This is a genomic window from Alloalcanivorax xenomutans, from assembly GCF_032810065.1.
In the GTDB taxonomy this organism is placed as follows: domain Bacteria; phylum Pseudomonadota; class Gammaproteobacteria; order Pseudomonadales; family Alcanivoracaceae; genus Alloalcanivorax; species Alloalcanivorax xenomutans.
The window spans coordinates 2205695-2217765 of record NZ_CP136538.1 but is presented as its reverse complement, the minus strand read 5'-3'; the positions used below and the strand labels follow the sequence as shown (position 1 = coordinate 2217765).

General features: G+C 62.0%; 12 protein-coding genes. 5 read left to right on the top strand and 7 right to left on the bottom strand.

Translation table 11 applies throughout. The annotated features are described in order from the left end of the window. Nucleotides 1–14 precede the first annotated feature (14 nt). Nucleotides 15–800: a M48 family metallopeptidase gene (locus tag RYH70_RS10305; protein ID WP_317010147.1), complete on the top strand. Its 786-nt coding sequence runs from the start codon at nt 15–17 to the stop codon at nt 798–800. A 152-nt stretch (nt 801–952) separates the two neighbouring features. On the opposite strand, the gene nfuA is transcribed toward RYH70_RS10305, so the two are convergent. Next, nucleotides 953–1546, bottom strand: a complete 594-nt coding sequence (gene nfuA, locus RYH70_RS10300; protein ID WP_022995099.1) for a Fe-S biogenesis protein NfuA — start codon at nt 1544–1546, stop codon at nt 953–955. A gap of 111 nt (nt 1547–1657) precedes the next feature. Here nfuA and RYH70_RS10295 point away from each other — a divergent pair, with 111 nt between their 5' ends. The 4 genes from RYH70_RS10295 to RYH70_RS10280 all read left to right on the top strand — a co-directional run bounded on the left by RYH70_RS10295 (nt 1658) and on the right by RYH70_RS10280 (nt 5531). Next, the gene (locus tag RYH70_RS10295) at nt 1658–3019 is read left to right on the top strand and encodes an MATE family efflux transporter (RefSeq protein ID WP_082439254.1); all 1362 of its coding nucleotides are present in this window, start codon (nt 1658–1660) and stop codon (nt 3017–3019) included. 10 nt (nt 3020–3029) lie between these two features. After that, on the top strand, nt 3030–3254 hold the full coding sequence (locus RYH70_RS10290; RefSeq protein ID WP_022995954.1) for a DUF2970 domain-containing protein: 225 nt from the start codon (nt 3030–3032) through the stop codon (nt 3252–3254). Nucleotides 3255–3385: 131 nt separating this feature from the next. Continuing rightward, nucleotides 3386–5035 (top strand): nitrite/sulfite reductase, encoded by a 1650-nt coding sequence (locus RYH70_RS10285; RefSeq protein WP_026949310.1) that lies wholly within the window; start codon nt 3386–3388, stop codon nt 5033–5035. Next, nucleotides 5028–5531 carry a DUF934 domain-containing protein gene (locus RYH70_RS10280; RefSeq protein WP_022995952.1) on the top strand — a complete coding sequence of 168 codons (504 nt, stop codon included), beginning with the start codon at nt 5028–5030 and terminating at the stop codon, nt 5529–5531. Before RYH70_RS10285 ends, RYH70_RS10280 begins: the two co-directional genes overlap by 8 nt. Before the next feature lie 83 nt (nt 5532–5614). On the opposite strand, the gene RYH70_RS10275 is transcribed toward RYH70_RS10280, so the two are convergent. The 6 genes from RYH70_RS10275 to RYH70_RS10250 all read right to left on the bottom strand — a co-directional run bounded on the left by RYH70_RS10275 (nt 5615) and on the right by RYH70_RS10250 (nt 12023). Then, entirely contained in the window at nt 5615–6577 is a 963-nt protein-coding gene (locus RYH70_RS10275) for a zinc transporter ZntB (RefSeq protein WP_022995951.1), read from the bottom strand. Between the two features lie 40 nt (nt 6578–6617). Beyond that, on the bottom strand, nt 6618–7610 hold the full coding sequence (locus RYH70_RS10270) for a YhdH/YhfP family quinone oxidoreductase (protein ID WP_317010146.1): 993 nt from the start codon (nt 7608–7610) through the stop codon (nt 6618–6620). 57 nt (nt 7611–7667) lie between these two features. Further along, nucleotides 7668–8723, bottom strand: a complete 1056-nt coding sequence (gene sohB, locus RYH70_RS10265) for a protease SohB (protein ID WP_116028087.1) — start codon at nt 8721–8723, stop codon at nt 7668–7670. Between the two features lie 61 nt (nt 8724–8784). Next, a complete protein-coding gene (locus RYH70_RS10260; protein WP_022995948.1) occupies nt 8785–9432 on the bottom strand; it encodes a hypothetical protein in 648 nt (215 codons plus the stop codon). 36 nt (nt 9433–9468) lie between these two features. Then, on the bottom strand, nt 9469–10293 hold the full coding sequence (gene nudC, locus RYH70_RS10255) for an NAD(+) diphosphatase (RefSeq protein ID WP_022995947.1): 825 nt from the start codon (nt 10291–10293) through the stop codon (nt 9469–9471). Then, nucleotides 10290–12023, bottom strand: a complete 1734-nt coding sequence (locus RYH70_RS10250) for a hypothetical protein (RefSeq protein ID WP_317010145.1) — start codon at nt 12021–12023, stop codon at nt 10290–10292. The genes nudC and RYH70_RS10250 overlap by 4 nt, the downstream gene beginning before the upstream one ends. Between the last annotated feature and the right edge of the window lie 48 nt (nt 12024–12071).

The following is a 12071-nucleotide window of genomic DNA, read 5'->3' as shown; positions in this document are numbered from 1 at the left end:
GGAGGAATGCCTTGATGAAAAGAATCGCCCTGCCCGTGCTGACCGCCCTGGCGCTGACGGCTTGTGCCACCTCACCGCTGGGGCGCAGCCAGTTCCTGCTGATGCCGGCGGACCAGATGGATCAGATGGGAGTGGCTGCCTATGATCAGATGAAGACGGAACAGAAGATCAGCACCAACAGTCAGCAAAAACGGTATGTGCAATGCGTGGCCGATGCGGTCACCGCCGAATCCGGCAGTGATGAACAGTGGGAAGTGACCCTGTTCGACGATCCCGCCGCCAACGCCTTTGCTCTGCCCGGCGGCAAAATCGGGGTCTACACCGGCTTGCTGAAAGTAGCCAAGACCCAGGATCAACTGGCCGCGGTGCTGGGCCATGAAGTGGGCCATGTGCTGGCTCAGCACTCCAATGAGCGCATGTCGATTCAATACGCCACGGAAACCGGCACGCAATTGCTGGCGGCCCTGGCCGGGGACAGCGGTGGCGCAGCCCAGCAGGGCCTGATGGCGGCCCTGGGGCTGGGTACTCAGGTGGGCGTGACGCTGCCCTTCAGCCGCAAGCATGAATCCGAGGCCGACATCATCGGCTTGCAGATGATGGCCCGAGCCGGATTCGACCCGCGTCAGAGTGTGCAGCTGTGGAAAAACATGGCGGCGGCCAACAACGGCAGCCCACCGGAACTGCTTTCCACTCACCCCTCCAGCGGCACCCGTATCGAGGACCTGGAGGCCAGCATGCCCGAGGCTCTGCCGTTGTATCAACAGGCCCGCGCGGCGGGCAAGCGGCCCAACTGCGGTTAATCGGGAAGGCATCGATCACGCTCCGAGGCCCGCTCAGGTCTCGGTAGGAGCTTGCCCTGCGAGCGAATGTGCTGACCGCGGGACAATTCGCTTGCAGGGCAAGCTCCTACAGCGGCTTCGTAGATCGGTCTGTGGGAAGCGGCCTTAAGTGATCAGCTGTAGTAGGCGTTGTCGGTAACGCTGTGGTCGGTCTTGTCCCGCACGCCGGTCAGTTCCGGCAGGCGCTCCTTGAGGGTGCGCTCCACGCCGTCACGCAGAGTGACATCCACCACGGAGCAGCCCTGGCAGCCGCCGCCGAATTCCAGCACTGCCACATTGTCCTCGGTCAATTCCAGCAACTGCACACTGCCACCGTGAGCCGCCAGATTCGGGTTGATCTCGGCGTACAGCACATAGTTGATGCGTTCTTCCAGACTGGCATCCGGGCTTATGTCGGGGACCCGGGACTTGGGCGCGCGGAAGGTCAGCTGGCCGCCCATGCTGTCCTTCTTGTAATCGATCACCGCGTCCTCGAGGTAGCGTACGCTCTTGCCCTCGATCCAGGCATGAAAGCCTTCGTAGTCATAGCGCACGTCCCCGTCTTCCTGCTCATCCGGCGGGCAATACGCCATGCAGCATTCGGCATGGGGAGTGCCGGGGCGTTCGACGAAGATGCGCACACCCATGCCCTCCTGGTCCTGCTTGGAAAGCAGGTCGCGGAGGTAATCCTGGGCGCTGTCGGTGATGCGGATCAGTTCTTCGCTCATTCCGGTTTCCGGTTGGGGTATTTCCTGACTATTTTAGTCAGGTACTGCGTGGTTGCAATGGGGAGGCGTTTTTCTCCGGGTTGATCCTGGGGCGGGGATACGCTTTCTGGTATGGTTGCCGCTTTCGTCAAAAAGCCAGAAATCACCGTGCCTCCACTGCATCGAAGCCGTCGCGTCCTTGCCCTGGGGCTGCCCATCATGGCGGCCATGATAAGCCAGAGCCTGCTGAATCTGGTCGACGCCGCTCTGGTCGGGCGGCTCGGCGGTGATGCCCTGGCCGGCGTCGGCCTGGGCGGCTATGCCGCCTTCCTGTCGATCAGCGTGGTGATCGGGCTCGGCGCAGGGGTTCAGGCCATGGTGGCGCGGCGCAAAGGGGAAGGCGACGAGCGTCAATATGCCTTGCCCTTGAACGCCGGATTGCTGGTGGGACTGGTGCTGTCATTGCCGCTGACCGCCCTGTTCTTGGCGATCAGCGGGCCGATGATGCATTTTCTTGCCCCCAATGCGCCGGTGGCCGGACTGGCGGAGGGCTACTTTGACATGCGCCTGCTGGGCATCTGGGCGGTGGCGATGAATTTTTGCTATCGCGGCTATTGGAACGGCATCAGCCGCTCCGCGGTGTACATGCGCACCCTGATCACCACCCATGTGGCCAACGTGGTGCTCAGCTACGGCCTGATCTTTGGCCGTCTCGGCCTGCCGGAAATGGGCGCCGCCGGCGCTGGCCTCGGCACCACCTTGTCCCTGTATCTCGGCAGCCTGCTTTACTTGCTGCAAACCTGGAAACTGGGGCGCGAGCACGGTTTCATGACCGCCTGGCCCTCCGCCTCCACCCTGCGCAGCATCGCCAGGGTCAGTATTCCCAACTCAGTGCAGCAGTTCTTCTTCTCCGCCGGTCTTACCGTGCTGTTCTGGATCATCGGCATGGTCGGTGCCGATGAAGTGGCGGTGGCCCACGTGCTGATCACCTTGATTCTCCTGCTGATTCTGCCGGCCATCGGTCTCGGGCTGGCCGCCGCGTCGCTGGTGGGTCAGGCGCTGGGACGCCGGGATGCCGCCGACGCTTATCGCTGGGGCTGGGACGTCACCTGGCTGGCGGTGCTGATGCTGTTCGTCACCGCGCTGCCTATGTGGCTGGTGCCGGAGTGGATTCTGGGTTTGTTCCTGCATCAGCCGGATCTGGTGGCGCTCGGACGGGTGCCGCTGATGATCACCGGACTGGCGATCTGCCTGGACGGCGCGGCCATTATTTTCACCCAGGCTTTGCTGGGGGCCGGCGCATCCCGGTCGGTAATGATGGTCACCCTTGTAGTACAATGGTGCCTGTTCCTGCCGTTGGCCTATATCATTGGCCCCTGGCTGGGATTCGGCCTGCTCGGTATCTGGCTGGCCCAGGCCCTGCAACGGCTGGTGACCTCCTCCCTGCTGGGAGGGCTGTGGGTTCGCCGGAGCTGGGCTCACATTCAATTATGATGAGGTCTTCATGAGCGATCAGAACAATTCCGGCTCGGACCGCCCCAACTTCCTGCAAGTGTTGAAAAGCATTCTTGCCGGACTGTTCGGCGTGCAGAGCCACGCCAACCGCGAGCGGGATTTTAACAAAGGCAATCCCGGCGATTATATCGGCGTTTATGTGATCCTGGTGCTGGCTCTGGTGATCGGTGTTTTCGTGGTAGTGAAAATGGTTCTCAGTGCCGCGGGATCATAGCGGAACACACTAGGGATATAGCGATATATTTCTTTTAAGTATAAAAACCCTTTGCTAAAGTTCGCGCCACTCGGAATTGTAAGCCGCCAAACGGCTTGCAAATCAACGAATTAACACGGCGCGACACAGCAATGTACGTATATCAGGACTATGACCAACGGCTTCTGGAAGAGCGGGTGGCACAGTACCGTGACCAGACCCGGCGTTACCTGGCGGGCCAACTGAGCGAGGACGAATTTCTCGCCCTGCGGCTGCAGAACGGGCTCTACATCCAGCGCTATGCGCCGATGATGCGTATCTCCGTACCTTACGGCATGCTCAATACCACCCAGGTACGCAAGCTGGCGTCCATTACCCGTGATTACGACAAGGGCTTCTGCCACGTCAGTACCCGTCAAAACATCCAGTTGAACTGGCCGGAAGTGGCGGACACTCCCGACATCCTCGCCGAGCTGGCCAGCGTGCAAATGCACGCCATTCAAACCAGCGGCAACTGCATTCGCAACATCACTACCGACGAGTACGCCGGCGTTAATCCGCGTGAAATCGAAGACCCGCGCCCCTGGTGTGAAGTGATCCGCCAGTGGGCCACCTTCAACCCGGAATTCGCCTATCTGCCACGCAAATTCAAGATCGCCGTGAACGCGGTGCCGGACGCGGATCCGGCCTTGATCGGCGTGCACGATATTGGCGTGCAGATCGTGCACGACCACAATGGCGAAACCGGCTTCCAGGTCTGGGCGGGCGGTGGCCTCGGCCGCACCCCGATGACCGGCGAAGTCATCGGCGAGTTTGTCGCCTGGCCGGATCTGCTTGCCTATCTGGAAGCGATTCTGCGGGTGTACAACAAGTACGGTAATCGTGACAACAAGTACAAAGCCCGCATCAAGATTCTGGTGAAAGCTCTGGGCGCGGATAAATTCCGTGAGCTTGCGGAAGCCGAATTCGCCGAACTGAAAGGCGGTGCGATGACGCTGACCCGGGAAGAGGTGGCTCGAATCAAGGCCTGCTTCGTGGATCCGGATTACCGCACCGATGTGGACACCGCCGCCCTGCGCAACGCGCTGGATCAGCACCGCGCTTTCAACCGCTGGTACCACACCAATACCCGTGCCCATAAAAAGGACGGCTATCGGTCAGTGACTCTGACGTTGAAGAAGACGGGCCGGATCCCCGGTGACATTACCGATGAACAGCTGGAAGCGGTGGCCGACCTGGCGGACCGTTATGCGTTCTCCGAAGTGCGCACCACGCACCAGCAAAACATGGTTCTGGCCGATGTCGCCGAGGACGAGCTGTATGATCTCTGGCGGCAACTGGATGCGCTCGGGTTCGCCACTCCGAACCTGGGGCTGATCACCGACATCGTGTCCTGCCCCGGCGGTGACCTGTGCGCCCTGGCCAACGCCAAGTCCGTGCCGATCGCCGAGGGCATCCAGCGTCAGTTCGACGACCTGGATTTCGTTCATGATCTGGGGCCGCTGGACGTCAATATTTCTGGCTGCATGAACGCCTGCGGTCATCACCATATTGGCCATATCGGTATTCTCGGCGTGGACAAGAAAGGCAAGGAGTTCTACCAGATCACCCTGGGTGGTCGCGGTGACCGCCAATCCCGCATTGGCGAAAAAATGGGGCCGTCCTTCGAGTCCCACGAGGTTACCGGGGTGATCGGCAAGATCATTCGCGTGTACCTGGACAACCGTCTGGAAAACGAGCCTTTCATCAGCACGTACGAGCGTATCGGCATGGACCCGTTCAAGGAGGTGGTATATGGCTAAGGTGATCGTCAACGGCGAAATCGTCGAGAACACCTGGCGACGGCTGACCTCCGAGGAACTGGAGCAGCAAGATGTTCCGGCGGAAGGCGCGGTGATCGTGCCGCTGGCCTATTGGCTGGCCCATCGTGATGCCCTGCTGGAGCGCGCCGCGCCGGTGGGGGTGTGCCTGGAACCCGGCGAGGAGCCAGCGGACCTGGCCGCGGACCTGCCCGCCCTGCCCCTGGTGGCGGTCAATTTCCCTGCTTTCAAGGATGGCCGTGGCTATTCCTACGCCCGTGAGTTGCGTACCCGCTATGGCTTTGAAGGTGAAGTCCGGGCGGTGGGCGATGTGCTGCAGGATCAGTTGTTCTACATGCACCGGGTCGGCTTCAATGCCTTCGAGGTGCGTGCCGACCGTGACATCGAGGAAGCCCTGAACGGGCTGCGTCCGTTCTCGGTGACCTACCAGGGCGATGTCCATGACGAGCGCCCGATTTATCGCCGTCAGTCAGCCTGATCTCCGTGCTGTAAGAGCTTGCCCCGCGCGATCCTGCTATTCGCCCGCAGGGCAAGCTCCTCCAGTGGCCATCTTATCCCGATTCACACCCAGCGTCGTCGAATCATCCACAATAAAATGCCGGTGCCGGTGATAACAAGCATGCCGGTAAACCACCAGAAGCCGTTAGGGTCTTCCAGCCAGGGCAAACCGCCCACATTGATACCGAACAGACCGGTCAAAAAACCCAGCGGCAGAAAGGTGGCGCTGATGATGGCCAGCAGGTACATGCGGTCGTTGATGGTCTCATTCTGGGCGGAAAAGACCTCCTCTTGCAGCAGGGTGGCGTGCTCGCGGGCCGCGTCCAGATCTTCCAGCAGGCGTTGCAGACGATCCGTGGCTTCACGAATGATCTCCGCGTCACCACTGCGAATACGGCTGTCGCCATGCAGTTTGGCCAGGGCATCCCGTTCCGGAGCCATGTAACGTCGAAGGGTAATCGCCCGGCGCCGCAATGCGCCGATCCGGCGGGTCTGATCGCGGTTGCCTGACCCGCCTTCCAGCCGTTCGGAAAAGTCCGCCACTTGATCCTCGATCTGCTCGATCACCTCTTCCATGCGCCAGACAAGCCCGTCCACCAGGCCGGCCAGCAGTTCCGACGGGGTCGCCGGCCCTTCTCCGGCATGCAAAGCGTCAACCAGCTCGGTAAGGGACTTCAATGTGCGCTTTTGCGTGCTGATTACCAGGCCATCCCGGATCCACAGCCGCACCGCGATCATATCCTCTGGCCGGGCGTCCGGAGACAGGTTCACGCCCCTGAGATAGACCAGCAATCCTCCGCCCACGTCGCTGACTCGCGGGCGGGTCTCCGGTGTCAACAGCGCTTCGCTGACCACCATCGGGATATCCGCCCGCGCTTCCAGCCAATCCCGGCTTTCCGGGCAGGTGTAATCCAGATGAATCCAGCGGGTGCTGTGGTCGCCGGCGGACAGCTGCGGCTCGAAGGGTGCCGCGCCACCCTTGCCGTCCAGGCGCAGTGCGAATTTCAGCCATCCCGGGTCAGTCATGGTGTCTCCCGTATCCGCGGCCTGTTGGAGGGTGCCGGGATCAGCCGCCGACCTTGACCACCACGCGGCCGCGCACTCCGCCGGCGAGGATCCGCTCGAACCATTCCGGCAGTTGTTCCCGGGTGATTTCCGCCGCTTCCAGCGCGGCCAGATCCGGGGTCCAGTCCGAGGCCAGCAGTTGCCAGATCTGCTGCTTCACTTCGCGCGGCAGTTCCACGCTGTCCACGCCGAGCAGGTTGACGCCACGCAGGATAAACGGAAGCACCGTGGCATTATTGAGCTGCGGTGAGCCCACCAGGCCGCAGCAAGCGGCACTGGCGCCGTATTGCAGGCTTTTCAGCGCGTTCACCAGCATGTCGCCGCCGACACAATCCACCACCCCGGCCCAGCGCGGCTTCAACATCGGCTTATTAGCATCCGCCAGAGCTTCCTCGCGGGAGATGATGTCCGCCGCTCCCAGGGCTTTCAGCCAGTCATGGGCATCACTTTTACCGGTAACGGCCACCACCCGGAATCCCAGCCGGGACAGGATCGAGACCGCCACGCAGCCGACACCGCCGGTGGCGCCGGTAACCAGAACATCGCCCTGGTCCTCTTGCAGGCCGGTATCCAGCAAGGCCTCCACGCACAAGGCGGCGGTGAGCCCGGCGGTGCCCAGCACCATGGCGGAGCGCGGGTCCATGCCATCCGGCAAAGGCACCAGCCAGTCCGCCGGCACGCGAATGTAGTCGCCATAACCGCCAGCGGTGTTCATGCCCAGGTCATAACCGGTGCAGATTACCGCGTCACCGGGGCTGAAGGGGCCCTGCTCCGCTTCTTCCACCACACCGACGGCGTCGATGCCCGGCGTGTGCGGATATTGCCTTGTAACCCCCTTATTGCCGCTGGCGCTGAGCGCATCCTTGTAATTCAGGGAAGACCAGGCCACCTTCACCAGGGCCTCGCCTTCCGGCAGGTCGCCCAGCTCGCGCTCCCCTACCCGGCTTTGGTAACCATTGTCGGTGTTTTCGGTGATCAGGGCCGTGAATGTCATTGCGAGCTCCGTTTGCTGTTGTCCGTCGGGTATTGCCATTTTTTATTGGAAAGAGCGTTACTGGAATGGCCGCTGCGAGCCGCGCTGCCAGAAACGGTCCACCACGCGCTGGGCGGCGGCCGCCAGGGACAGGCTCAGCCGGTCGGTGAGCTTGCGCTTCTCTTCCCAGGTGATCTGATAGATATCCACCTGGGCCTTACGCCCCTGCAAGTATTCATCACTGGTCATGATGTCGTCCACCAGCCCCAGTTCCTTGGCCCGGCTGCCAAACCAGTGTTCCCCGGTGGCGACGGCGTCGATATCCAGGCCGCGGCGATGCTCGCGGACAAAACTCTTGAACAGCTGATGGGTTTCCTCCAGCTCTTCCTGGAACTTGGCGCGAGCCTTGTCGGTGTTTTCGCCGAGCATGGTCAGGGTGCGTTTGTATTCGCCGGCGGTCATCAATTCCACATCCACATCGTGCTTTTTCAGCAGGCGATGAACATTGGGAATTTGCGCCACCACGCCGATGGAACCGATTACCGCGAAGGGAGCGCTGAGAATACGGTCACCAATACAGGCCATCATATATCCACCGCTGGCGGCCACCTGGTCCACCGCCACGGTGAGTTTCAAACCGCGTCCGCGCAGGCGTTTCAGTTGCGATGCGGCCAGCCCGTAGCTGTGCACCAGCCCGCCAGGGCTTTCCAGCCGCAGCAAGACTTCGTCATCGGCCTCCGCCACCTCCAGGATGGCACTGATCTCCCGGCGCAGGGTTTCCACATCGCTGGCTTGAAGGTCGCCATTGAAATCCAACACGAACAGGCGCGGTGGAGCCTTGTCCTCGCCGCCGGCTTTTTTGCGCTGCTTGGCCCGCGCCTTTTCTTCCTTGCGCTTTTTCTTGGCCTCGGCCTTGCGGCGTTGCTCCGGCCACACTTCATCAATGATGCTCTCGCGCAGATCGTCGAACTCCTCATTGAGGTATTTGACGCGCAGTTCGCCATCACGGCCGCTGCGCTGGCGATTGCGCGCCGCGGCCGTGGCGATCCCGCCGATCACAAACAAAATCGCCACCACGAGGGTGGCGACTTTGGCGAGAAACATGCCGTATTCTGAAATTAAATCGATGATCACCGTGTCTTGCTCACCTGTATTTATGGGTTGAATCGCCTGCCCCGCTCGCGCCGAATGCCGCCTATTGCCAGCCGGAGACCGCTTGCTGCGCGCTGCCGTTGAGAGGCCGGCCCACCAGGCCAGTGGGGGAAACCGTTACTTCAAAAATCGCCCCGTCGGCCATCGGCAGATAGGCGGCGCTACCATAGCGCGCATCGACAAGAAAACTCCACCCCTCCCGGGCCTGGCGCCAGACATCCAACACTGGCGGCTCATCATGGAGACTATACACGGTGCGTTCCCGTGAGCGCTCATCTTCCAGGGCGAAGTAGCGCCCCTGGAGGCGATCCAACTGATAGGCCGGCTTCAGCCCCAGCAAAGTGAAAGGGGTCTTCCATTTGATGATTCTGGCGTCCAGTTGCCATTGATCGCCGGCCAGCCGGAAGTCCCGGGTGCGGCCATCGCGGCCAGTGACCGTGGCGATGTAAGCCTGGTCATCGGTGGCCCGGAAGCTGATGGTGGCCACCGGTGATTCGGCGCTCAGTTCGTGGTAGCTATACAGACTCACCGCCACCAGTACCAGATAGATGGCGCCGGCCACCATCAGCAGTCCGAACGTGCCCTTGAGCCATTGCCACAGCCACTTCTGACGCAACAGGATCCAGGCTCCGATCAGCACCAGAACCAAGCCAATGACCATAATCAAAAGCGGGGCGAACGAAAAGCTCATCGGGACTCCATCATCATGGAAGGCTGTGTCAGGGCGCTACCGGTAAGGCGCGCGCCATTGTTCAATCAGGGTGTGGGCAATGCTGCCCGGTGGTGGCGTGCGCGGCAATTGGTCGTGGCGGTACCAGCCGGCATCAACGATTTCATCGTCATCGATGACGATGTCGCCGCCGGCATAATCGCCATGGAAGCCGAGCATCAGGGAGTGCGGGAAGGGCCAGGACTGGCTGCGCGCGTAGCGTAGATCGCCAACCTGGATGCCGGTTTCCTCCATGACTTCCCGGCGTACCGCCTGCTCAGCGGTTTCTCCGGCCTCCATGAATCCAGCGAGGCAGGAGTAGAATCCCGATGGAAAGCGCGCGGAGCGGCCCAGCAAAGCGTATTCGCCATCGCTGATCAGGGCGATGACGCAGGGCGTGATGCGAGGATACTGGCGATAGTCGCAAGCCGGGCAGATCATGGCCAGCTCACGTTCATGGGGTACGGTGGGTGAGCCGCAGCGGCTGCAGAAACGGTGGTTGTGTCTCCAGCTCATTACCTGCAGGGCCCGCGCCACCATGGTGAAAGTGTCGTCATCCAACTGGCCGATGATCTGCCGCAACGGGGTCGGGTGCAGGCGCTGGTCGGCCAGTTCATGCTCGCCTTCATCGCACACGTAACAGGGCTGGCCGTGCAGTACGCCGATGTAGCGGTAATTCGGGTGTTGGCGCAGCAGGAAGGCCGGCAGCCTGGGAATGCCCAGGTCGCCGGGCTGCTGGGCGAAATCGATGTACAGGTTTTGTTCTTGGACCACGAAACACCAGGCTTCGTCCGCGTCTCTCGGCTCCGCCGAGGACAGGTCCAGGGAAAAGAAATGGTTCACGATGTCGCTCCGCCTGTGGGATAGCCAAGGGCACCCACGGCCTGCTCCGCCACATCCAGAACGCCTTCTCCGATCGGTTTCTGTTCTTCCATGCTCTCAAGATAGTAATCGATGGCGGTCAGGGCATCCGCCAGGGTCTCCATGGCGGTGACCGTGGGTGCCTCGCTGCCACCGATCAACTCCTTCTCGATATAACACCGACAGGCGTTGGTTACGGCGCAGGCCCGCTCCAGATCGAGGAAGGTCAGCCCTCCCACCACCGAAGCGAAAGTGCCCGGAAGATTACTGAGATGCATGGTATCCCACTGTTGCTCCATATAGGAGGCCAACGATCGTTTTGCCAGCGCCAGGCCGGCCCGGCACTCGCCCACCACCGTCATGCGCGCCTCATCCAGCTGGTAACGGGAAATGCGATCGTTGTTGACCTCGCGACGAACGTCATCCGCGGGTGCCAGACTGCGCTCCAGGGTGGCGATGGTGTTCTCCGCGGCGAGCAGGTCGTCCACCAGGGCGTGGAAGGCATCGCTGTCCACTTCGCCGCCGGGACGCCAGCCGGCGACATCCTCGGCACGGCGCCGCAACCCCTGAGCAGCTTCGTTTTCGCCAATCATGTCCAGGGTGCTGGCGATGCGTCCAAGACCTTCGGCCACGGCGCCATAGTCGGTATCGGCCACGCCCTGGGCGGCCATGTCCAGGGTGTCCTTGATCTGGTTGATTTCCTCTTTCAAGGCGCCGGCCACGGTGCGGATCACGGAACCCTTGGAGCCGGTCATCAATGCCAGTTCACGCTGCAGATCGGCGTCGGCGGGGCGCTCCCGCAGCCCGAATGCGGAGCGCACCTCGGTGGCGGCGTCTCCCTTTCCGCTGCCTAAAGCAGAGAGGTACAGACATTCGCGCAGCAGCTCCGCCGGCGGCTCCCGCTCAAGAGCGCCGGCCCCGTCGTATACCAGGGCCTTCAGCTGTCGGTCATAGCGTGCCAACAAGGCGCGCCGGGCCGCCGTCAGCGCCATATCGTCGTGCAGCAGGGACTCCAGTGCCGCCCGAGCCAACCACCAGCGTTTGCCACCGGCAAGCCGGTCAATACGCTCCATGGCCCGCAGCATCAGACGCAGATGAGTCCGCCGGTCCTGCCCCCGCAGCAAGCCCAGCAGCCCCACCTGGTACATGTGGCGCAGGCGGCGGCTTTGCCGGGCCAGACCATCCACATCGGCTGACGGCCCCGGTGGCGTACGCGGCAGGCTCTCGTCCACCTGGAAAAACTGGCTTTCCGGTAACGGCGCGCGGCCGGCGGCCTGGCGCAATTCGTTGATGCCGGCCACCAGAACCTCGGGCAGCGGACTGCCGCTGAGTTGAACATACTCCAGGTAGTGGCCGAGCAACACGATGGCGTTTCCCAGGGCCTGGATCAGGGGGGGCTCGGGGCGCCGCTGAACCTCCCGGGCGGTGAGCACCATGTCCTCCGCCATCACGGTGGCGGCATCCAGCTCCAGCATCTGACAGATGCCGCGCAACTGCTGGAAGGCATCGATGCACCGCTCCAGAGCCGCCCCCTCGGCCTGGTTCTCGGCGAAGGCTTCCAGGCTGGATTCCGATTCGCCGAGGGTGGTGTCGATGGCTTCCTTGAGAAAGGTCAAGGAGGTGGTATTGGTGATCGCGACCATGGGCAACCCACTCGCTTGTTTTGGTTTTGTCTTGATGCCACGGGCCTGGCGGGCAACCCAACCCAGCATGGGCTCCGTAGCGAGAGCGAAATAATTTTCACTTTGTCACTGCTTAAA

Bases quoted from the DNA above. Each gene is read 5' to 3' on its own strand.
- RYH70_RS10305 (WP_317010147.1), top strand. From the start codon at position 15: ATGAAAAGAATCGCCCTGCCCGTGCTGACCGCCCTGGCGCTGACGGCT.
- nfuA (WP_022995099.1), bottom strand. From the start codon at position 1,546: ATGAGCGAAGAACTGATCCGCATCACCGACAGCGCCCAGGATTACCTC.
- RYH70_RS10295 (WP_082439254.1), top strand. From the start codon at position 1,658: ATGGTTGCCGCTTTCGTCAAAAAGCCAGAAATCACCGTGCCTCCACTG.
- RYH70_RS10290 (WP_022995954.1), top strand. From the start codon at position 3,030: ATGAGCGATCAGAACAATTCCGGCTCGGACCGCCCCAACTTCCTGCAA.
- RYH70_RS10285 (WP_026949310.1), top strand. From the start codon at position 3,386: ATGTACGTATATCAGGACTATGACCAACGGCTTCTGGAAGAGCGGGTG.
- RYH70_RS10280 (WP_022995952.1), top strand. From the start codon at position 5,028: ATGGCTAAGGTGATCGTCAACGGCGAAATCGTCGAGAACACCTGGCGA.
- RYH70_RS10275 (WP_022995951.1), bottom strand. From the start codon at position 6,577: ATGACTGACCCGGGATGGCTGAAATTCGCACTGCGCCTGGACGGCAAG.
- RYH70_RS10270 (WP_317010146.1), bottom strand. From the start codon at position 7,610: ATGACATTCACGGCCCTGATCACCGAAAACACCGACAATGGTTACCAA.
- RYH70_RS10260 (WP_022995948.1), bottom strand. From the start codon at position 9,432: ATGAGCTTTTCGTTCGCCCCGCTTTTGATTATGGTCATTGGCTTGGTT.
- RYH70_RS10250 (WP_317010145.1), bottom strand. From the start codon at position 12,023: ATGCTGGGTTGGGTTGCCCGCCAGGCCCGTGGCATCAAGACAAAACCA.